We start from the raw sequence: 22,642 nt of genomic DNA, 5'->3' as shown, positions 1-22,642 counted from the left end.
CTTGGAGGCAAAGGCTAGATCGCAGTCTCGTGCCGTATCGGGCCCCTGCATCACTACCGGCAGCACAGAAGCAGCGAGGCCGAAGAAATGGACTGATCTGTCCACTTCTTCGGCCTCGTCATCAGCTACTCAGCGCAGTTCCTACCTGCCGCGCTCCGAAAGGCGGTGAGGCACTGGCACGTCGGCGATGTTGATGCCGTCGTGCAAGATTGAGCGGTGTCCAGCCTAGTCTGGAATCCTGATCCACTGGCTACTTTGTATGTGAGCTATGTGCGACGCAAGGATATTTTTCTTGGATACGACTCACTAGTACCCTTGCTCAGATCTCTTTTATGCACAAAGAACCGACGAGCCTGTCGATGGCAAGCCGATTGTCGACAGGAGCGTCGACGGCTGGCCACTGGGATCCGAGTACTGCGGCGCTGAGGTCGGGTTGATTGAAATTTGTCTGCCATGGCTCTCGTACACGAGAACTTATAGGCGTTCGAGTGTGCACAGGGTGTCCCCGGTCGGTGGTTGAGTCGCTCTCTGCACCCATGCTGGCATCACCAACGACCGCAGCGAGGGTTCACATGGGCCCATTCTGCAATGATTGGACTGCTCCGGTCGAACCTTGGAACGAGTCGACACAGCATCCCGCTCGGAACCTTCAGTCAATTCAACTTAGTTCGCTACCTGCGTCAGAAGGTCCATCAAGCCAGAATACGTAGAGTTCTCCGCTAGGACGCGCTCATAGTCTTTACGGGCCAAGGCCTTCTTCCCATCCGCGGCGTAGCTCATCCCTCGCCCCACCAGCGCCAGATGCCGCAGCTCCGCTGGGCGCGACCTCATACGAAGTGCCTCTTTAAAAGCAGTACGCGCGGCCTCGTAGAAGCCTTGTTCCCGCAGCGCGGTGCCTCGTTGGATCAACAGGTAAGTGGACGGCTCATCATCGTTCGTGAGCCCGTCCGTCATGTTAATGATCTCTTCCCACCGGTCAGTCTCAGCGTAGAGTTCCGCGAGTGACACCGCCGCCACGGTAGTGGGTTCAAGACCTTCGACGATGCTGATGGCTCGGTCTGCATTGCCTGCGTCCTGTTCCAACTCTGCCAGAATGAGGCCAAGCGTTTGGCGCTCCAACGGCAATGTGACGGTGACGCCCGTCGCAATCGGGACTGTGACCTCGCCGTCGGCCACATAGGAGATGAAGAACTTATCCGTTGCTGGGTCATAGCCTTCAGTCCACAGCCAGTCAAGAATCGCTCGCGATCGCTCGGCATCGCTGGCTGGTAGGCAGACTCGGTATAGTTCAACCATTGCTACCGACGGAGCTGCTTCTGGATGGTCCTTGCCAATTTGCTGGAGCATCGCAGAGTTCGCAGCGCCCTCGACTTGCTTGTACAGCTTCTTCTCCCATGCCGGAGCAAAGAGCCCAGGCTTGGGCTTCTTCGGTTTAGCCAGGGCCTGTGTGGTACGAGCGGCGGCGGTGGTACTGGAGGAGGCCTTGCTGGCACGTGAGCGCCCGCCGGCTTGGACGGTTTTCACATGAGAGATCCCCGTTCCGGGGATTCCGACCGTCCTGGTGACCCGACCAGAACTATTGGCGCTGATCCGAGCGCCTTTCACACCGGCGGAGAGCCCGAGGCTCTTCGTCGAAACGTTCATCCGCACGCCGGGCGCGATCTTGAAAGACTTCCGCATTCTGAAACCCAAGGGTCCCCCATCAACTAGGTCGGAGTTGCTGCCCGTATTGCAATCAGCCACACTGAACTGTAATTGCTCGTAAGTAGCGCGACGGGCAGTGACTTCAATTCGATGGTAATACGCCTAAACAGGCTTACCTCCCTGCTGAGCAGAATATTTCAGGCGGTCTTTTTTGCTCGAGGCTGCTCAATCAATCTGGGGATAGTGCGGGGCATCATCAAGACCTCGAAGTACATGCCGGTCCTTTGCTCGATCGCGAAAGAGAATTTTGGCGATCTGTCTATGAGCTTCATCCGACAATTCCGCACGTGTCGCTAGGAACTGAGCGATTGACTCTTCAAGACTTCTTTGGATGTTCTTTCGGCGCTTTTTGATTTTCTTCGGGGCCGGGGTCTGGTGCGGACACTAGTCGATGAGCATTTCAACAAACGATTCCAACTACGCCAGGCCTGGAAGAGTAGTTACATCCATTAACATGCGAGGTGTCATGGCCATCCGCGCCGCGCTCAATCTTGCCCAACGTCATGACCTCTATCGTATGGTTGTGGTCTCCAACTCTGGCCGTGACGGAGCACTTCTCAATCTTAGTCCACGGCACCAGCCCCAAATCGACCTCTAAAAACAAAGACCCACGCCACCAAATTCTCGGTGACGTGGGCCCGAATTGTCTGATACTTCAGGGCTTACCAGCCACGCTCCGAAAGGCGGTGAGGCACTGGCACGTCGGCGACGTTGATGCCGACCATTGCTTCGCCCAGACCGCGGGAGATCTTGGCCAGCTCGTCCGGGTTGTCGAAGAAGGTGGTTGCCTTCACGATGGCCTCGGCGCGCTGCACTGGGTTGCCGGACTTGAAGATGCCCGAGCCGACGAACACGCCGTCGGCGCCCAGCTGCATCATCATCGCAGCGTCGGCCGGGGTGGCGATGCCGCCAGCGGTGAACAGCACTACCGGCAGCTTGCCGGTCTGCGCGATTTCCTTGACCAGCTCATACGGTGCCTGCAGCTCCTTGGCGGCCACGTACAGCTCATCTTCCGGCAATGCGGCCAGCTTGGCGATCTCTGCACGGATCTTGCGCATGTGCCCGGTGGCGTTCGAAACATCGCCGGTGCCGGCTTCGCCCTTCGAGCGGATCATTGCGGCACCTTCGTTGATTCGACGCAATGCCTCACCGAGGTTGGTGGCACCGCAAACGAATGGAACGGTAAAAGGCCACTTATCGATGTGGTTCTCGTAGTCTGCTGGCGAAAGGACCTCGGACTCGTCGATGTAGTCGACGCCGAGGGACTGCAGGATCTGCGCCTCGACAAAGTGGCCGATGCGCGCCTTGGCCATTACCGGGATGGAGACCTCGGCGATGATCCCGTCGATCATGTCCGGGTCGCTCATGCGCGAGACGCCACCCTGGGCACGGATGTCCGCAGGAACGCGCTCCAGAGCCATGACGGCCACGGCACCTGCATCTTCAGCGATGCGTGCCTGCTCTGGGGTGACTACGTCCATGATGACGCCGCCCTTGAGCATTTCGGCCATGCCGCGCTTGACGCGGTCCGAACCGACGACGGAGTTCTGGTTGTTCGTAGACATGGTGAGGAGGGGTTCCTTTCGACACTGCGGTGACTCGTTTTTGCCCCAGAATTTCGGGGATATAAGCGAGGTGGTACGCCAGTAATCGTAGGATCGCTTTGCTTTATTACCTCGCGTGTTGCGTCATAATTGGCAGATAGTAGATTTATCCACCAGTTACGAGTTAGTGCGTAACATTGGCAATCTCTACTAAACAACTAGTCAGAGTGCTTTTTGCCGGTGAATATTTGGCGTGACGCTATTGCATCCGACACTTGATATTTTGCTGGCTGACCGTAGCCTTCAGGATTAGCTGCTTCAATGCGCGCCACTTCCTCAGACATAAATTGCACCAGCGGAACGTCGCCGTTGATATCTTCGGCTACGGAGCGCAATTGCTGCGCATATGCCAGCAATCGCGGAGTGAAGTGTTTGGTGTAGGAGGGGTCCGGGTCGCTGGCACGCTGATGGACGGATTCAAAAATTTTTGGCAAGGTCCTCGATTGCCGGTTTAACTGACTCCATCACCTGCACCAATGCCCGGTCCGCCGCTTGCGAGATCGCAACTAGGCTCAATTGGTAGTGGTGCTCGGTGGCCACAGCCGCCGCGAGCCGTTCCAGCGGATCCAGGGTATCGAGCCAACCGCGCAGGAACCTGTCGCAGTTGGCATCATGCTCGTAGCTCAGGTCTTCGAGCAGCTGATCAATCATGCCGATTGAGTAGCGGGCTGCACCTTGGATGGCGAAACGCATTTCATGCTCGGATCCACTAATAATCCAGTCGCGGATTTCTTCGATGGTGCCGATTGGTTCAGGGGACCTGGGAAAATTCAACGATGCTCATTTCCGGAAGAAGTTGCTCCAACATGCCGCAACAGTCTATTTGGTCTTGCATTGCAGCAGGCCAACATCGTGGCTTTTGCATTAAATGACGTTGGGCCCGACAGAACATTTTCATGTTCTGCCGGGCCCAAGTACCAGCTATTGCCTAGTTCGGGGTTTCGCTGTCCCACGCTTCGGCAATGGCACTGCGAACCTCGGACAAGGTCTGCGGGATCGCCTTGGTCTGCGCGATGATAGGGAAGAAGTTCCCATCCCCGTTCCAGCGCGGCACGATGTGCTGATGCAGGTGCGCGGCGATGCCTGCTCCCCCGGCTTCGCCCTGGTTCATGCCCAGGTTGAAACCGGCGGGGTTGGAGACCTTGCGCAGCACGCGCATTGACTGCTGCGCCAGCGCTGCCATTTCTGCCGTTTCCTCCACCGTGATATCGGTGTAGTTGGGCACATGGCGGTACGGGCACACGAGCAGGTGGCCCGGGTTGTACGGGAACAGATTCAGGATCACGTAGCAGGTTTTGCCACGGTGCACGATCAGCGCTTCTTCGTCGGTACGCCCAGGACCGGCGCAGAATGGGCAACTGGCCTCATCCTTGACCTGGTCCTGCCCGCCCTTGATATAAGCCATCCGGTAGGGAGTCCACAGGCGCTGGAACGAATCCGGCACTCCGGCGAGTTCAAAGTCGTCGGTGACGGACCGGTCTGCTTGTTCCTGCATGCTTGGTGGACTCCCTATCCGAACTAGTTGTTGTTGTCGCGGCTCTTGATGGCTTCAACGATGCGGGCTACCGCATCGTCGACTGGAACCTGGTTCTCCTGGCTGCCATCGCGGAAGCGGAAGGACACGGCGTTTGCATCGGCATCTTCGCCGCCGGCGATGAGCACGAATGGAACCTTGTCCTTGGACGCGTTGCGGATCTTCTTCGGGAAGCGATCCGTCGAGTCATCCAGTTCCACGCGGACACCCTGCGCCTTGAGCTTGGCAACAACTTCACCGAGGTAGTCGTTGAAAGCCTCGGCCACTGGGATCGCGCGAACCTGTACCGGCGAGAGCCATGCGGGGAAGGCACCTGCATAGTGCTCGGTGAGCACGCCCAGGAAGCGCTCGATGGAACCGAACTTCGCAGCGTGGATCATCACTGGTTCCTGGCGGGAACCGTCGGCAGCCTGGTACTCCAAACCGAAGCGCGCTGGCTGGTTGAAGTCGTACTGCACGGTGCCCATCTGCCAGGTACGGCCGATGGCATCCTTGGCCTGGACCGAGATCTTCGGACCGTAGAATGCGGCTCCGCCTGGGTCGGCAACCAGTTCGACGCCGGATTCGGTGGCGACGCGCTCCAGCACGGCCGTAGCTTCATCCCACTGCTCATCCGAGCCGATGAACTTGTCCGACTCCGGATCACGGGTGGACAGCTCCAGGTAGAAGTCGTCCATGCCGAAGTCGCGCAACAGCGAGAGCATGAAGTTCAGCAGGTGCTCAACCTCGGCCGGTGCCTGCTCCTTGGTGACGTAGGAGTGGCTGTCGTCCTGGGAGAAACCGCGCACGCGGGTCAGGCCGTGGACCACGCCGGACTTCTCGTAGCGGTAGACGTGGCCGAATTCGAATAGGCGCAGCGGCAATTCACGGTATGAACGTCCGCGGCCGCGGAAGATCAGGTTGTGCATCGGGCAGTTCATGGCCTTCAGGCGGTATTCCTGGCCCTGCTTGGTGATGTTGCCATCTTCATCGCGCTCTTCATCGATGTGCAGCGCAGGGAACATGGTGTCCGCGTAGTACGGCAGGTGGCCCGAGGTGTGGAACAGCCCATCCTTGGAGATGTGCGGGGTGCCCACGTACTGGAAGCCTTCTTCGACGTGGCGGTCGCGCACGTAGTCTTCCATCTCGCGCTTGATGATGCCGCCCTTGGGGTGGAACACCGGCAGGCCCGAGCCCAGCTCATCGGGGAACGAGAACAGGTCCAGTTCGGCACCGAGCTTGCGGTGGTCGCGGCGCTCAGCTTCGGCCAGGCGCTCCTGGTAGGCCTTCAGGTCGTCCTTGGTTGGCCATGCGGTGCCGTAGATGCGCTGCAGCTGCTTGTTCTTCTCGCTGCCCAGCCAGTAGGCGGCAGCCGAGCGAGTCAGCGCGTAGGCGTTCTTGATCAGCTTGGTGTTCGGCAGGTGCGGTCCGCGGCACAGGTCCTTCCAGACAGTGTCGCCGGACTTGCGGTCCACGTTGTCGTAGATGGTGGTTTCGCCAGCGGCCACCTCAACGGTGACGCCTTCGCCGGAAGTGTCGGCGGAGTCGGCCTTGGCCAACAGCTCGCACTTGTATGGCTCGTTGGCCATTTCAGCCTTGGCTTCCTCCGGGGAAACTTCGCGGCGGACAAAGAGCTGGTTCTGGTTGATGATCTTCTGCATCATCTTTTCCAGCTGCTTCAAGTCTTCTGGGGTGAATGGGTCCTCGACATCGAAGTCGAAGTAGAAACCGTCGGTGATGTAGGGGCCGATTCCCAGCTTGGAGTCCGGGCGCAGCTGCTGCACAGCCTGGGCCATCACGTGGGCAGTCGAGTGGCGCAGCACCTCCAATCCTTCTGGATCATTGATGGTTACGCGGGTGACAGTGGTTCCGGCTTCCAGTTCGCGGGCCAGGTCGCGCAATACGCCATCGACGTGCATGACAACCACGTCTTTATCGTTGGCAAAATGCTGCAGACCGGTCGTTCCCGCGTCCACCTGTACCTGCTCGCCGTCAATGGTGAGAGTCAGCTGCTCGCTCATGAGATCGGGTTCTACCTTTCAATCTGTGATGGCTTCATAGCTTGTGGCATACCTTGGCCACAGCCAGCCAGAATCCAGTTTAGTTCAGGACCCCACCTCAGCGTGCGTTTACCTCGGGTTTTACGAAGATTGATCGCCCTCTTGTGACTCGTTCAACAGCGAATCTGCGTTGAACAGGCTCATGACATGCCAGATTTCACGATCGCCCGCGGGCTGCGAACTGGTGACTTTGCCGTTTTTCAGATCCTCGCGGAAAGCCGGAATCACTTCTTCCATGCGGCGCATGAGTTCGTCGCATTCATCTTGGGTAAGCATCAGGTTGCTCGTTTGCATCTGCGCTTTAATCTCCCCGGGCTCTTCGCCGCGATAGTGCCTTTCTGCATGCCGAAGCGTCGCTTGCAGGCGGCGTTGCTCGTCATGGACCACTTGGCTGAGGTAGGCATCCATGGCCGTCCCGGTCTGGTCCTCCGGGCGCTCTCCCACTTTGCCGGTCGTATAGCCGCGAGCCGCAGGTTTCCATACGCGGTCACGCCTATCGCGCGCCAGTTCCGGAACTTCAACGATCATGTCGGCTTTGGCCAGCTCACGCAGATGGAAACTGACCTTGTTCGCGGGTACGCCAAGAGCCTGCGCGAGGTCTGCCGCGCGTGCGGTTTCCATTGCCGAAAGCGCGTCAAGGATTTGCCGACGCAAGGGGTTTGCGATGGCCTTGAGCATGGGGGTGGTGAATGTGACCGGTGGCTCATGGTTGCTCATAAGCACAGCATAGCAATCCCACAAATAAAGTTGCGCAAATTCTATTGCGCAACTTTATTTGCGAATCTATAGTTGGTGCCATGACCAGCATCCAGGCCAACGATCCATCAGGCACCACAGCGATTATCACGGAGCCTTTGCCGCCTTTGCGCGTGCAGCGCAACTACCGGATGTGGCTGCTGGCGGACTCAACGGCTTTGCTGTCGGGCAGTATTTACGGGTTCATCTTTCCTTTGATCTTGCTGTCCGCTACGGGGTCCCCGGTTTTGGCCGGAACCCTGGCCGCAGTGGGAATGGCAGCACGGGCGAGCGTAATTTTGGCCGGCGGAGCCATGGCGGATCGTACCGACAAGGCTCGGATGATTCTCATAGGAAGTTTCGCCGGTGCTGCAATCACGGCAGCCATGGCCCTGGGCAGCAGCGTCGGTTCACTGCCGGTTGCCTCCTTATGCCTTGCCCACATCCTTATGGAACTGCGCGGCGGGTACTTTGGGTCGACAACTAATGCCGCCCTAAAGGATCTTGTACACCCCAAACAGCTCGGCCGCGCGATGGCGGCGAATCAAGGCCGCGACTCGGTGCTGATGCTCGGCTCCGCTCCCCTGGGCGGCGTGCTTCTGGGATTAGGCGGTGGCATTGCCCTGCTCATCGTCAGTGTCCTGAATCTGATCGCTGCGGCCAGTGGATTTGCACTGCGTCGTCCATTGCGGGCAGCCAAGCTATCTGGGCAAGATTCCAATGGCACCAGCAATGATTCCGAAGAGGAAGTGGCCCACGGAATTCTGGCAGGCATGCACTGGTGCTTTTCCCGGCCACAGCTGCGCGCTCTGCTGATTTTGATTACGGTCGTCAACATCGGCGTCAACGGGCTGATGACAACGCTGATCTACGGACTTCAACAGCGTTCCGAAGAACCCTGGGTTATCGGGTTAACTTCTACCTTCATGGGCGCTGGAATGCTGCTCGGATCGTTGGTCGCAACGAAGCTCATCGATAAATTCCGCAGTGGTTTACTGACCTGCACCTGTCTCACCATTTTGGGTGTAGCCATGCTGCTCATCGGGTTTAATACGAACCTGCTCTGGATGGGGACCATGCTGATGATCAGCTTCCTCAGCGTTCCAGCTCTCAACGCTGCGGTGGGTGGATACTTCATGGCCTCCATTCCGAAGCAAATGTCTGGGCGCGCTAATTCCCTAATCACCTTTATGGCACTGGCCGCTTTGCCCTTATCTCCGCTGCTTACCGGATTTGGTCTGGAATCGGTCGGCATGGGACCAACGCTGATATTTTTCGGGGCATTCGTTTCCTTAGCAGCAGTCTTGGCCTGGCTCTCACCGCAGGTACGGCGCATACCCCGTCCTGAGCATTGGATGGCGGCATCGCCCGAACTCACCAGCGCATCCGCCCCTCAACAATCCCCCGCCCCAGCGGCCTCCACCGAATAGGAGTATCCAAAGTGAATTCCGATCCCACGTCGCCCAGCGATTTCCGGCTCAAGCGATCAGCCCGGAAGCGAATCTTCAGCAGCGAAAAAAGATACCGCCATGCTTCTGCATTGACGCACCAAGCCGACGATGCAATTGCCCAGGCGAGGTATCAAGCGCTGCGCAACGAGCAATGGATCTATCTATAAGGAGGCAGGAAAAGTCTTGGAAGATCCGCAAACCCATGGCTTTCATTTTCAACCCCTCCTACCCTAGTAATATGAACAAACCGGCCCCACCTGTCATCAGTGCCATTACCCTCGGAGTGCGCGATGTCGGTGCTTCCACGAAGTTCTACACCGAGGGCCTGGGGTTTGAGCTGGTCCAGCCAGCTCACCCGGAAATCGCTTTTGTCCGTGCCGGCTATGGCTTGATGCTCGCCCTCTGGGATGTGAAGCAGATGCCCAGCGAGTACGGCGACGTCGGGCACAGCCAGCTGGCGCCACCGATCTCACTGGGACACAACGTGCACTCTGACGCAGAAGTGGACCGACACTACCGGCGAGCGCTGGATGCGGGAGCGACTTCTGTCACCGAACCGACGGTGCAGCCGTGGGGCGGCAAGAGTGCCTGTGTGGCTGATCCGGATGGCTTCCGCTGGGATTTTGTGCACAACCCGTCATTTGTCGTCGACGCCGATGGGCATGTTTCCTCGGTTTGAGAATTATCAGTTTTCAGTGATCTTCCTTGATGGTTCCCGTTCAGGCCAGGGTTCATAGGTGCTAATTTGCCCAGGCTCATCACTAGTGCCTGCAAAGCAGCAGGCCTTCGCTGCGAAATGGTCGATGGCGTCCGTGACGCTGAGGAATGGAATAGCCAGCGCCCCATAGGGCTCTTCGTACCAAAGTTGGACGCATGCTCCGTTGCGTACTTCGATTTCTGCGTCCATGCCCTTGAAGAGGACTTTGGCTCCACGAATGAGCGCATCTTCGGCCTCCCAGGACGTATCTTCATCGAAGTAGATGAAGTCGTAGTCACGAATTCCTCTTTGCGGATCTTTGCCTTCGAGCACGTTCCAAACTGTTTGGGATAGTGCACCTGCAGTGAGCCACCAATCATCTGCGCTTACGCCCGTTCTCCCCTCACATCAGGTATCTCTCCTATTGGACCCGATGTATCTGTTAGGTAAACCCTGTCAGCGAACTAGCTCGTCAGGCCCCTCTCTGGTCCAGGCCTTCAGCTTCCATCCGTTTGGCAAGTTCCCTGACACTTTCGATCTTGCGTGCTCCCTCGCCGAGGTTTGGCCGATAGCTTGGTTGCGGCCGGGTGAGCTCCGCGAGGTAGCCTGCAGCAGGCAGGGTCTCCGGCTGATGCAGGTCCCAGGCGTTCAGCGCTTGGAGGGAGATGCCGCGCGGTCCGGTACGGCGTGTGACCCCGTGGATGAGCAGCATGCGTGTGGAGAAGAGCAAGGGCGCTGTGCGCTGCTGCGTGTCATCGAAGAAGGTGGCGTCGATGCAGCCAGTCCCATCATCCACGGAAATGAAGACCACACGCTTGCCTCCGCGCATGGGAGGAGTCTGAGTGGCCACCCGTACCCCGGCGACCAGAACTTCGGTTCCGTTGCGCAGGTGCAGCAGCTCGGCTGCCTGCGTAATGGGCAGGTGCGCCAGCCGTTGGCGGTACGAGGTGATCAGATGCTCGCTGGCGTCCAGATGCATGAGGTCCAATTCGGTACGTACTACTTCCGCGGGATCCAGTGCTTTGCCGGTCTGGTCGATATATTCGATCTGCCCCAGATCCAGGGCAAGTTGTCCGGGTCCCGGCCGGTATTTGGCCGGAAGGGAGCTGTGCGCCATGGATTGCGTGTGGGCGATCGTGTCGGCACGGGAGGTCCCGGACAATAGGGAATCGAACACTCCGAGCGCTGCAAGGTTCTGGTATGTGCGTCGCGAGAGTCCTGCGCGGGCGCGGACATCGGCGAGGTGCTCATAGGGCTGGCCTGCGACCAGGCGTTGTACTTCGCGTTCGCTCATCTGGTGGATGTCGCGGAAGGCCAGGCGGATTCCATAGCGCCCAGGGCGCAGCGAGCTGGGTGCGCGGGGCACCACAGGTACCTTCGCTGGAGCGGATTGGAATATTCGTTCGACTCGGTAGTGCCCGGTGGATCGGTTGATATCCAGCGGGAGGATGGGAACGCCCATTCTGCGTGCTTCGGAGACCAGCAGCCGCTTGGGGTACATGCCCGGGTCGTGCTCCCAGATCCCGGCAAGGAAAGCTTCGGGGTGGTGCGCCTTGAGCCAGGCCGAGTGGTAGGTAGGTACGGCAAAGGCAGCCCCGTGGGCCTTGCAGAAGCCGAAGGAGCCGAAGCCGGAGAGCACCTCCCAGACTTGGTCAATGGTTTCCTGGCTATAACCGCGCTTGGTCGCCTCGGCGCGCACATGTTTCTCTACGGCTGGTTCCTTCTCCGGGTTGCCCAGCAGGCGCCGGTAGACATCGGCCATGCCCAATCCGCATCCGGTGAGCACATCAAGCATGCGCAGCACCTGTTCATGGAAGACGGTCACCCCGTGGGTTTCGGCGAGCGCCGGAATCAGATCCTCGTGGAGGTATTGGGCAGGGGCGAATCCGTGGCGGTGCTCCAGGTAGGGCTTGACCATATTCGACTGCATGGGACCCGGGCGGAACAGGGAAATATCGATGATCAGGTCGTTGAATTCGCGGGGCGCGAGCTTGCCGATCAGTTCGCGCTGCCCCGGGGATTCGATCTGGAAGCAGCCCAGCGTATGGGTGGAGCGGATCAATTCGAAAGTGGGTTCGTCATCCAGTGGCACCCTGGACAGGTCTATCGCTCCGGTAGCGGAGATATAGCTGTCGTCGGCGTGCCCTCCGGCGCGGGCGGCCGCTTGCTTATCCGGGTGCATGCGGGCGATCTCCTCGAGCGTGTAGGCGATGGCCGATTGCATGCGCACACCGAGCACGTCGAGCTTGATCAAGCCCATCAGGTCCATGTCATGCTTGTCGAACTGGCTCATCTGCAGTCCGATGCCCGAGGGCTGGACCGGGGTGCGGTCCAGCAGGCTCGCGTCGGAGAGGATCACCCCGCAGGGGTGCATGGAGATATGCCGGGGCAGCCGGTCCAGGCGCTCGGTAGCGTCGATGAGGATATCGAGCTGGGTGTCATCGGTAATGCGTTCTGCCAATGCGGCCAGCTCCGGCTTCTCGGTGAGCGCTTCGCGGAAAGAGGATGCGGAGAAGCGCCAGAGCTGCTTCGCGATCTCATCCACCTGCTCCTGCTCTACCCCGAGGGCGGCTCCTGCATCACGGACCGCGCCGCGCGCACGGTAGGCGTTCTGCATGCTCATCAGGCTGACGCGCTCTTCCCCGAAGCTGGAGAAGATCTCGCGGTAGATCTCGTGGCGGCGTGCGGATTCCACGTCGATGTCGATATCCGGCAGGGTGGTGCGGGTATCGGAGAGGAAGCGTTCGAACACCAGGTCGTGGGCCAGCGGGTTCACCTGGCTGATGCCCAGCAGGTAGTTCACCAGCGAGGAAGCACCGGAGCCGCGGGCGGCCACGCGGATTCCCATGCCGGTGATCAGCTTGACGGTTTCGGCGACGGTTAGGAAGTACCCGGCGAAGTCCAGCCGGTCGATCACCCCAAGTTCCAGAGCCAGCTGTCTTTCAATGAGGCTGGGATTGGCGTGCGGCAAGAGCCCAGGCACCGCTGCATGGACTCGCTCGGTGAGTTCTTGCATGGCCGGACGGCGCAGGCCGATGATCTTCGCTTCGGGGATCACCGGCTGCTTCCATCCAAGATCGGCTACCGGGTCCGCCGCTGCCCATTCGGCGAGCGCTTCAGTTTCCCGCAAAAGCTGCTGCGCCCAGCTCCTTTCTGTGGCTTGGCCGATCTCCTTGGCCAGCTGGCGCATCTGGGGCGGGGTTTTCAGCCACCCTTGGCCATTGGGTTGGCAGGAGTCCAGGTTCTTCAGGCTATGCAGGGCGCGCGCCGAGTCCAGGATGTCTGCGGTAACCGCTCCATCGGGGTCCACGTAGCGCACGGCGTTGGTGAGCACGGCCCTGATCCCCCGCTCCTGGGCGTAGCGCAGCAAGCGGGCTGCTTCACCGAGGCTGTAGCGCGATCCAGGGCTGGAGAGGTGCGTGGTGATTTCCACTCGCAGCATCTTTCCCAGCCGCTTCTTCCAGCTGGCAAGCAGTGCCCGGGCTTGGGCGTAGCTTCCCTTGAGGATTGCGCGGGCCACGTCTGATTCGCCGCCGAGCAGGATCATCAGGTTTCCGGCAGCACCCAGGTGTGCCAGCTGCTCGGTTTTCAGCCCCGGAACCCCGTGCGCAGTGCTGTGCGCGAGGGTGATGGCTCGGCACAGCGCCGCATACCCTGCGCCATTGCAGCGCCCACGGGCCAGCAGGACAATCCGCCCTTGGGTTTCTCCGTGGTTATCGAGCACGGCAAGGTTCACCCCGAGAATCGGGTGCAGCCCTTCTGCCATGCAGGCCGCCACATGCTTGACCGTTCCATAGAGCCCATCCCGGTCAGTCAGCGCGAGCATCTGGGCACCCTGCGCTTTGGCCGCTTGGGCCAGCCGCTTTGGGTGCGAGACTCCGTAGTGGGCGCTATAGGAAGAACTGACGTTCAGGTGGGTGAAGCTCATGGAGGTCCTTCGAATATATGTTCCCCTGCAGGGGAATTAGGCGCTGCGGGCCAGCGACTCATGCACACGCACCAGACGCCACCGTTCGGTTTGCGCATCAAAACTCACATCAACGCTGTGCACTTGCCGGGATCCGCGCACCGCGACCAGTTGCAGGCGCCACATCTCATAGTCGGCAATCCCCGCACCGGCTCCGCGAGGAATCCGCAGGTTTTCATCCCACCATTTGCGGCGTTCGAACCAGCGCTGAGGCTCGGCCACCAAGCGATAGTCCTGCCCTTGCCAGCTCACGCGCAACGGCATTCCATCAGCTGCACGAGTAACCTCGATCGACTCGGTGAACATCCCCACGTGTGCACTCCTTACTTAGTAGAACCATTCTATTCGAACACGTGTTCGAATGACAGTTACACTAGTCAGTGCGACCGACAGTTTGGGTTAGGTACTTAGAAGCCCCAGAGAAGCGGTACGATCGACGGTCGAGGTGCGGCACTCACGGGCGGTCACCGCAATTACTCCATGGCAAAGTAGCTGCGCACTCGAAAACGAACCCGTAGGCGCAGATAGCATGCCTACATAACTTACAAGCCCGGCTCATCTCCGAAAGCTCAGGGCTACTTGTTACCATCCGGACAATGACATAATCAGGGAGGGAGTGACAAAGTTTCCGCGATGATGCATTTCGCACCAGAGAAGTCAAGCCTGACCTGTCGGTCACGGCCTCACTGGCAAGAATCGCGAACGCCCCCCGGCTCCAACAGTCCATCGCCGTGCGCAGCGACGGCGATACCCTCGTGGTCATCAACCACGACATCTTAACCCGTTCTCTGCCCGACACGTGTGTCATCGTCGAAGACCTCGCTAAACTCAGCATCAGACTGAGCCACGGTGCACTTGCAAATTGTTCTTCAACGTTCTATCCATGGTCGCCGAATGCGGATCTGACCTCATCCGCACCTGCCAGAGCATGCAAATCGCAACAGGCCAAGGGCAAGATCCACGGCAGCAACTCAACTTACCTCCGCCCAGGAAAGTACCTTGCCGCTCCTCTGCTAAGGAGGCAGACACACCAGCGCGGAAACCGAAGACTTCTTCAGAGTCGCCCAGAGCACAGCGTACCGAATCGTTCAGCGATCGAGCTGGAACGTAGAAACGTCTATTCGGTTCTTTCTTCGACAAGCAGGTGTTCGATATACGGTGCACACGGGAACACACAGACGATTTATGACCCAATTCGGGATTAGGGGCAGGCCTGTAGGCTAACGAAGTGGTCGTTGATCGGATTACGCCCTACTTCGGATATTCCAGGCAACAGGTTGCGGATCACCTCCAGGGGCAGGTCGGCATCTCCAAGCACTTGCAGAGATCAAATCAATAGAGTCACCGTCAAGTATGTAGGAAGCACTGGCACTGAGCCATCTGTAGCCTTTGCCAGGACGAGAATAGCTGTGATCTAGCCGTTGCTTGTTCAACAGAACGGTCCAATACAGAGAGAAACCCGCATCTTCTAACTCCGCACTGAGGTCTCGACGCATCAATAGTGTGGAGGTTTCAGCCATTCCTACTGTAGGGTCGGCGACCGCAAGATGGTTCGCGTCTGACCATTGGAAATCGACACCCTTTCGGAGACCTAGCAATTTGAACAACATTTGGCTAGGTACGTAACCGGTCGGTTCGTCAGTTCCAGTGTCCTCACGGGAAGTACCGGTGCCCCCGTACCAAGCGACGGGCTGGAAGAGAGTCACAGGAATCTGGCTCCTCATGCCACGTGGCTCGGCATTACCATCGGCCCAATCCCATTCGGGCGAGTCTGGATGAGTGCCAAGCAATCGCGAGTGAATTTCCGCGTTCTCAGGCATCCATCGCCCATCCCAGTCCTGTCCCTTAGAAAATTTTCGAAGCTGCTCTACCTGGTCCGATGCCACGAGATAGCCCCGAATTTGCATCCAAACATTGAGATTTGGGGCTCGCAGAGCTGCAATTTCGGGCGGGAGAATTTGGGTCCAGTTGCTGTGTCGTATTAGCGATAGCCATTTTGACTCGTCCGAGGCGGTAATCGTAATCAGGTCTAGTGGATCGGGCACCCCTTCCATATCGAGGGGGTATTCCTTTGCAACATCAGGAGGGAAAATTGGGCACACCGGAGCAAACCAAGGGGTGGTTTCGCATGCTGGTTCATTCAACCCGTTTGGAGTTAGAATGGTCGGATCGATATCACGGTACACGATCTGCTCCGCAAAGTCGTAAGGGAACGGATCTTCCTCACCGTTCCAGCGTTCGGTGAGCTTGTAATTATCGGCGATCCGGCCAAGGACTTCGTAGTAGCCTATCCACTGGTATTTCTTGCCATACCGTTCAAGCGGACCGTCATTGCCCCCGTGTCTTCCACGGTCCAGCTGGCCGAATAGTTCAGGCGTCCACCCGAGCTCAAGTACCCGGGTGAAAACGGTGCGCTGGGCCTGATCTCGCAGTTTTTTGTGATCACTATGGTCGAAATTGTCCAATGCCTGCTTCATCACGTATCGACCGAAGTCGCCATACGTTTCGTCGATTGAGCCCAAGATGGATGCATACCGGTATTTAGGATCTGCATTCAAGCCTTCGATTGCCTTCTTCGATTTCACCCTGATCGGCCATTTCGCTCCGTAGGGAGGCAACCATTCCGGGCCAGTCCAACCGTGCCGATGCGCAGCCGCCGAGGTACGACGCAGGTAATCACGGGTCAAGAGATGCTCTGGCCACCCATCAGCGACTAGTTCGACCGCAGCATCTGCCAGGGTGGTAACAGTTTCAGAGTCCGTTGAACGTAGCGCCACAGCACAGATTGCTGCGGCGAGTCGTTCAATAACGTACGGATCGTCGCAACCTCTAAATTCCCGAAGCGCGGACGCGAAACCCGCAGACCCCCGTTCTCCGATTACCACGAGTGCCTTCGTCGCGCGATCGCGAACGCGGCGGTCAGGGGTGGTCAGCATCCACCCGAGAATGAGGGTAGACAGCCGGGCCACATCGTTCGGCAAGGGTGTCATATCCCGAGTGGCGTTGGCCGGACTCCACGCCCAATCAAGCAGGATGGTAGCGGCTTGATCTTCACTTTGTTCGGTCTGGTCGACGAGCCATTCCGACCAGGTTGTGTCCCGTTCTGGCAGCGGTCGCGACAAAAGCAACCGGTGGGTCCAATCAGCGTTGATACTGTGGCCGGGTACGCATGCGACTCGCAAGAGTTGGTCCCAGACGAGGGCTCCCCAGTTCTCAGAATCGACGAGTTGTTCAACTATACGAGCCGTCCGTTCAGTCGATTTTTGGGGCGCGCGAAGACCTAGACTTTCAACGAACGCGTCGATGATTTCATAGTCCACAAGGTCATCAGCCTCGTTTTTGAACAGGTCAACAATCTCCTCGCCGATTGATTCGGGAGCGATGACTGCGAGGGCGCCAAGAGTGCCACGCTCTTCCCATTGAGAATCACCGAGCCCCGAATACCATGCGATGAGGTCGCTTCTGGACTTCTTTGCAAGCAGTGTTGCACGGGCGACGTCACCGAGGCGCTGGTAGCCGAACACGAGTTGGTCGTTGAACGTGTCCATCAGGACACCTTCACGCTTAAGGCCGAGGAGCAGACTCTTAGACCACGGAGCCCCGGGTAATAGTGCGTCCGTTATGCGGCGCACGTCGCTGTTGTCGTAGGGTCCCGGCCCAGTTGCTGCCAGATCATACACGGCGGTTTGCACCAGATTGGTCGTTTCATCGAAATCGCAACGGGCTGGCCCCGCCAGTCGCTTGTTGACCGCATCCAAGAATGCGTGGCACACCGTCGCCAACCCGGCGGTACCCAGCGTGAAGTGGTTAGTACCAAGAGTAGCGAGCGATTCGCACGCGAGCTTGAGGAACAAGGGGTTCCCGTACTCGGGGTTCAGGACCGGAAACGTCAGACGGTCAAGGTTGTATTCGTTGGTATAGCGATCCACAGCTGCGCTGGTCGCTTCCGTGAACCCTTGGTGCGCGACTCGGGGGAACCCGTCGGCGTCGCCTGCCACGTGAGTGACAAACTCAGTACGGCATGAGACTGCGAGCACCACGTGAGAGTATCGGTCAACCGCATTTGCGAGTACACGAAGATCGTCGGCCCATCTTTCGGCAGAGGCGGCCTCGTTGACAGCGTCAATCATTAGCATCGCCAAACAGCCAGCGGCTTCACCGGCCGCATCCAGAACGGCTAGCACTTCATCTAGAGTCCCGCCCAGCTGCACGAGTTCACCGATCTGGGGAAGAAGTTTTCCGGCATCAAAATCCTGCCCGAGCACGACGAGAGTCGGCAGACTCTGGGCCATGCGGCGTGAAGCGACGTCGCAAAAGAGATGCGTTTTCCCCACGCCGGCGCGACCTGTCATCAAGAGTCGACCGCTACTCGCGGCTTCGGCAACGGGCGACTTCAGCAACGACAGTGTGCCCCCGATCCCGTCGCTGGCTTTCCGGAGAGCACCGTACAAAGATCCAGCTTGGTCGTGGTATTTGCGATCATCCTGGAAATAACTGTCTTGCAGAAGTCTCCGGACTGCCTCAATCTTCGTCGAGGATAAACGTAGATCCTGGATGACGTCGGGCAACGGGTCGCTCGTGCGAAGAACATTAATTAAGTTCTCCAAAGAAGCTTCAGCCGACAGCAGCGCATCCCAGGCTACTTCGAGACTCTTCTTGAACGTTTGATCAGCCTCCGGCGGTGAAACCCAATCATTAACACGGGCGTTGCGAATGCCAGCAAGGGCAACTTGAACCTGACCGATGTAGGCCTCGGTTCGGCCAAGTCCCTCCAACGCATTTACAGGTTCGACTTCAACATGAACCTGTGGGCTGTACCGTCGACCAGCTTTTGCGACCACGTCCTCGAGCCGTTTCTTCATTCCACCTGGCGATAACATCGATGTATCGAACCAGTAACGCAGTCGCCCCGTGTGCCGGGGCTGAGTCAGCTCACTCACAAGCTCGTGCGCGCCGAGGTAGAAGAAATCGACCGTCATTCCGCGGGCGGTTGTAAGAGCTTCCCACTCGGCCTTTTTCTCCAGCCACTTCGTGTGTGCTGACTTTGTTTTTCTCTTAGGCCCATTAGTGTCGCCGGCAGGAAGGTCATAGGGAAACGCAACGTAGTAGCGTTTGAGATTTGGCTCGGTTTCGAGGGTACGGAGTACTGACTTGTGGACCTGTTCGATCTCGTCACTGTCGAACGCGAACAGGTATTTGGTCTGCCACGCCCATACGTCGCCGCCCGGCAGAACGCCTTTGCCTTCACGGCCTCCGTCAGGATTTCCAAACCGATAGAAAACCGTCTCGGCGGGCCATGCTACGAGTCCTTCCCGGATGAGGATAGATGTAAGTTCCTCAAATGCATCTGCTCTCGTCGCAGGCGAACCGTAGGGCCGAATTTGACGGAAGTCGACGTCCGGAACCGTGTTTGAACGTGGTGTCATTTTCCCCGGCCCTCCAGCGCGGATGAAAGATTCCAGGCAGTTGTGGAGTAGCTAAGCATGTCGTTCCAAGCGGTCCAGGAATGGTGTGGCAAGTGAGCTCCATTGGTCGAGGGGTCGGTTACCCATGATGTCGACAGCGTCCGTAGGTGTCCAACCTTCGTGGACAATTCGAATCACATATTCGTTTTCATCGTGTTGCCACGCGACCGTTGGTCCTTCGCAGCGATGAGATTTCTTTGCGTCGATCCAAAAGGTGTTTCCGGGCTTCGGTGCGCGACCGACCGACAGATAGAGATCGGCACACAACCATGTTCGCCATTCAGTGGAAAAAGCGAACTCAATTTCAACCTTCCCACATGCAACTCGCTCCGAATCGAGAATGGCAAGGCCGCAGCCAAGGCCGATGCCTTCCACGACTTCTCGTACTTGTTGATCATTGCTGGGCGCATGTGGCCGGTTCACCGTGGGTTCCCCTATCGATGACCAAGTCACCTAGACGCAAGTTGCTAACGGTCCCCCATCATCTCGCACTGAGCACATTCCTAGAAAAAATGACACTCCAGACGGTCCCCGTGTGAGACTCCGGATGCGGATATTTCACAATATATGGCAATTTTTGATGAATATGAAAATCTTCCAATCAAGTTCGCCTTGTGCCTGACTAAAATGACGGTGTTCTTCAGAGATAGATAGTCTAAAAGCAGAGGTGTTTTATTAACCAAGAAAACTATAAACAGATTAGGTCAACCGGCGCCCCGCCTTGACCATGCCTTAGAAAGGTCGCAGCCGTGCCCAGTACTGCATCCGGAGCCACTCGGGCGATGTACCGGATCGTTGTAGCTCAAAAGATCTAGCAATCATGAGAGGTCCAGCATTGGGCCACGTAATCTGTGAACTGCTGGAGCTCGCAAATGAATTGCAACAGAAACTCCAGAGATCAAATAAGTACGTAATGCGGCTGACTCTCACTAACAAGCACGTCACTGTGGATCCGTGTATGCCCTTCAGCGTCATCAAGCAAACCTGGTACGACCTAGAGTTCGGTATCGCGGGAGCCAATCGCCGGGCTCAGTCGGTAATTTGCGGACGCCGGGCATCTGGCTTCCTACGGAACCCTCTCACCAGTGATCTGGCCTTCGGGCGCGTCCATCTGCGGGGATCATTCCTCCCACAAAAGAAATCAAGATACTCAGAAAGGCGTTGTTCCTCTCGGTATTCGCCTCGATCAAGTGCAAGGATCACGTTTCCAGGACCCACTACGATAACAAGCGCGTAACAGGTAAACGGAATTACCAGGTCGTGATCGCATTGGTCAAGCGCCGGAACAATGCTATCTTTGCGATGCTACGTGATGGTACTTGCCATGAGACCCCAGTAGTGGTCACTCTATAACCCAGGCCCATGGCAAAAACATGTCTAGTTCAGGACGGTGGGTTCGAGTTACAGTTCAGCGCTCGGATTTCATGGCCAAATTTCTTGAAAAATTCGGTAAAACCCCATGCGAAAAAGAGTAGAGAACCACAGTTGCAGCCATCGACATCACTCTCCCACTTGTCCAGGTGATTTCTGGACTAGAGAACAGGAGACATTGCGCCCAGCCGATTCCTCGGTACAAACCGCTTCTCACCTATTGGGCAGATTTCTTCAGTGGCGGGAAGGGCACTCTGAGGGGACTCATTGAAATATTGCGAACGGGTTGAAGCTCCTTAATCAAACAGGGTCCTACGACTGTATTCTGTGCGGATTCTGCCGGCAACGGCGATGAGCGAGCTTGAATGCCGTGTTTTGTCGGGAGATGATGGGCTTATGACCCTGCGTCCCGAAATCTACCTCTACCCGTACTTCCGAATATCTGAACCAGTCAGTTGCGGTGCATGGAATTTGAACCTGCGCGAGACAAAGCGCCTGCGTCGGAATACGAACCCAAAATCGAATGGCATAGCCCGGGTAATTGAGCGGCATCTTGACCCCAAAGGGAAAGTTTTGCACTCGGCAGTAGTCGCTACACGAACTGGCCCAGGATGGGATGACGTTGAGGCACGACGAACGGAGGTGGACGCCTTTCACTCGGCGGTTTCCTTTGCCGTCCTGAATGCAAATGCTGACGATCGGTACCGAATTCCGTGGGATTCAGGACTCTTCGAACCGGCTACGTCCGAAACGGCCATCATCTCAGTGACTCCGGAAGATGCGGTTCACGGGGATGCTTCACTCCTTCGTCGCGGACCCATCAATAGCCACCTAGTAGGTGGGGCTACTGGGCATCTGAAGCTTCCCGCTCCGGAGGGGCTTATTTCGATTCCCATTTTGACTCTTGACGCCCGACTTCTTGAGGCAACCTTCAGAAATGCCATGGCCGCAACAACACCAGAGCCATCTGACGCTAACAAAATTGAGCGTGAAATTTATGCAGCCATCCACTGGTATTCCAGGGCTTGGGAGAACTCTCCGCTACACACTATGCCAGACGTCATCGTCCAATTGAAGACATCATTGGAGGCGCTGTCTGGGCGCGACAAGACGAAGGACAGCGTCAAAGTTCTTGGAGAGCTCTATGCCGCGGCTGTGGCAGCCCCGGGCGGTGAAGCTCTGCTATGGCAGAATGAAGGTACCCGGTTTGAGCGCACCGACCGGAATGGGAAAACTTACGATGTTACAACGTTCGAGCACTGGTTCTGGAACTTTGCGGAGACGAGAAACAAGATCGTTCATGACACCCTGGATCCAGAAATGGAGTATGTGATGGAGGGGTCCCCTTTCGCTGGCAACATATTCAGGGTTGCAGACCGAGTGTGCCGTGAGTTGATCAGGATTAATCTGTCCCGGTTGGAACGCGATAATCTACTCATGAGCGAGTCAGCTCTTCAGATCCAAGCAGTGTTCAAAGAAATCGGGGGCATTGAGCAGCAAAGCGAGGATCACTAGCCGTGTTAGCACCGGCCTGACCCGCGCTGTTCTCGCAGATTACGTGCTCTGAACTTTACTTGTGTTCATGCCGAATCTTTGAACGTGGTCGGTTTCATCGAAAAATCAGGTCAATCATCGATAACTGCACATTCACACAATTGTCCCACTCTCGGCATTGCCGGATGAGTTCGCCGCATCTGCGGTCAAGCCACGATAATGCCAATCTGTCCCGCTAGTCGCGAAAGTGCTTCAGCCGTTTCCCGACGCAGAGTTAGCCATGCCCCACTCTGAGGGGGCAGATTCACACATTAGCGGCTCTCACCGAAGCGCTTAGGTTCGTCTCTCAATCTACCGGTCGCTTGCCGGCTCTTTGTGGGCGGGCCACCAGTCCTTCCCCGGCTCATCAGTACATCATCGATGCCAAAGGCCCGATACAGCTGCCCTAGCGTGCCCCATCGCCTTTTAGCCAATGAGGTAGTGGCTTAGGCCACCGTGTGTAATACAGCACCACTATGTCTCCGGCGAACGGGCTCAGCGACATAATCCAAGATCAACCGTACCCCGGTGCCCACCTTGCC

General features: G+C 57.7%; 14 protein-coding genes and 3 pseudogenes. 4 read left to right on the top strand and 13 right to left on the bottom strand.

Going from position 1 to position 22,642, the window contains the following annotated elements; all coding sequences use genetic code 11:
• Positions 1-663: 663 nt before the first annotated feature.
• The 8 genes and pseudogenes from EDF61_RS03790 to EDF61_RS03760 form a co-directional block, all read right to left on the bottom strand.
• Positions 664-1,524 (bottom strand): tetratricopeptide repeat protein, encoded by an 861-nt coding sequence (locus EDF61_RS03790; RefSeq protein WP_286172090.1) that lies wholly within the window; start codon positions 1,522-1,524, stop codon positions 664-666.
• A gap of 15 nt (positions 1,525-1,539) precedes the next feature.
• Positions 1,540-1,680: pseudogene (locus EDF61_RS19155) on the bottom strand (DUF4236 domain-containing protein); the annotation flags it as partial.
• 686 nt (positions 1,681-2,366) lie between these two features.
• Positions 2,367-3,269 (bottom strand): pyridoxal 5'-phosphate synthase lyase subunit PdxS, encoded by a 903-nt coding sequence (gene pdxS / locus EDF61_RS03785; protein ID WP_105658267.1) that lies wholly within the window; start codon positions 3,267-3,269, stop codon positions 2,367-2,369.
• A gap of 197 nt (positions 3,270-3,466) precedes the next feature.
• Entirely contained in the window at positions 3,467-3,742 is a 276-nt protein-coding gene (locus EDF61_RS03780; protein ID WP_133833315.1) for a hypothetical protein, read from the bottom strand.
• A complete protein-coding gene (locus EDF61_RS03775) occupies positions 3,726-4,082 on the bottom strand; it encodes a hypothetical protein (protein ID WP_133833314.1) in 357 nt (118 codons plus the stop codon). Before EDF61_RS03775 ends, EDF61_RS03780 begins: the two co-directional genes overlap by 17 nt.
• Before the next feature lie 154 nt (positions 4,083-4,236).
• Entirely contained in the window at positions 4,237-4,803 is a 567-nt protein-coding gene (locus tag EDF61_RS03770) for an HIT family protein (protein WP_105661379.1), read from the bottom strand.
• Between the two features lie 23 nt (positions 4,804-4,826).
• Entirely contained in the window at positions 4,827-6,842 is a 2,016-nt protein-coding gene (gene thrS / locus EDF61_RS03765) for a threonine--tRNA ligase (protein WP_105658264.1), read from the bottom strand.
• Positions 6,843-6,962: 120 nt separating this feature from the next.
• Positions 6,963-7,598 carry a winged helix-turn-helix domain-containing protein gene (locus tag EDF61_RS03760; protein ID WP_105658263.1) on the bottom strand — a complete coding sequence of 212 codons (636 nt, stop codon included), beginning with the start codon at positions 7,596-7,598 and terminating at the stop codon, positions 6,963-6,965.
• An 80-nt stretch (positions 7,599-7,678) separates the two neighbouring features.
• On the opposite strand from EDF61_RS03760, the gene EDF61_RS03755 reads away from it, so the two are divergent.
• Both EDF61_RS03755 and EDF61_RS03750 read left to right on the top strand, forming a co-directional pair.
• Positions 7,679-9,046: an MFS transporter gene (locus tag EDF61_RS03755; RefSeq protein WP_133833313.1), complete on the top strand. Its 1,368-nt coding sequence runs from the start codon at positions 7,679-7,681 to the stop codon at positions 9,044-9,046.
• A 259-nt stretch (positions 9,047-9,305) separates the two neighbouring features.
• The gene (locus EDF61_RS03750; RefSeq protein WP_105658261.1) at positions 9,306-9,746 is read left to right on the top strand and encodes a VOC family protein; all 441 of its coding nucleotides are present in this window, start codon (positions 9,306-9,308) and stop codon (positions 9,744-9,746) included.
• 6 nt (positions 9,747-9,752) lie between these two features.
• Here the strand turns inward: EDF61_RS03750 and EDF61_RS03745 are convergent.
• From EDF61_RS03745 to EDF61_RS03725, 5 genes and pseudogenes are all read right to left on the bottom strand, one after another.
• A pseudogene (locus EDF61_RS03745) lies at positions 9,753-10,133 on the bottom strand (nucleotidyltransferase family protein); the annotation flags it as partial.
• 103 nt (positions 10,134-10,236) lie between these two features.
• A complete protein-coding gene (locus EDF61_RS03740) occupies positions 10,237-13,692 on the bottom strand; it encodes a DNA polymerase III subunit alpha (RefSeq protein ID WP_133833311.1) in 3,456 nt (1,151 codons plus the stop codon).
• A gap of 36 nt (positions 13,693-13,728) precedes the next feature.
• A complete protein-coding gene (locus EDF61_RS03735) occupies positions 13,729-14,037 on the bottom strand; it encodes a DUF6504 family protein (protein ID WP_286172116.1) in 309 nt (102 codons plus the stop codon).
• A 938-nt stretch (positions 14,038-14,975) separates the two neighbouring features.
• Positions 14,976-19,157 (bottom strand): NACHT domain-containing protein, encoded by a 4,182-nt coding sequence (locus EDF61_RS03730; RefSeq protein ID WP_133833309.1) that lies wholly within the window; start codon positions 19,155-19,157, stop codon positions 14,976-14,978.
• Between the two features lie 51 nt (positions 19,158-19,208).
• The gene (locus EDF61_RS03725; protein WP_133833308.1) at positions 19,209-19,619 is read right to left on the bottom strand and encodes a hypothetical protein; all 411 of its coding nucleotides are present in this window, start codon (positions 19,617-19,619) and stop codon (positions 19,209-19,211) included.
• A 617-nt stretch (positions 19,620-20,236) separates the two neighbouring features.
• On the opposite strand from EDF61_RS03725, the pseudogene EDF61_RS19250 reads away from it, so the two are divergent.
• Positions 20,237-20,549, top strand: a pseudogene (locus EDF61_RS19250) (IS110 family transposase); the annotation flags it as partial.
• Positions 20,550-20,918: 369 nt separating this feature from the next.
• Positions 20,919-22,082 (top strand): hypothetical protein, encoded by a 1,164-nt coding sequence (locus EDF61_RS03720; protein WP_133833307.1) that lies wholly within the window; start codon positions 20,919-20,921, stop codon positions 22,080-22,082.
• Positions 22,083-22,642 lie beyond the last annotated feature (560 nt).

The organism is Arthrobacter sp. JUb115 (genome assembly GCF_004365035.1).
Classification (GTDB): domain Bacteria; phylum Actinomycetota; class Actinomycetes; order Actinomycetales; family Micrococcaceae; genus Glutamicibacter.
The sequence above is the reverse complement of the archived record's forward strand: the minus strand, read 5'-3'. Positions and strand labels throughout refer to the sequence as shown.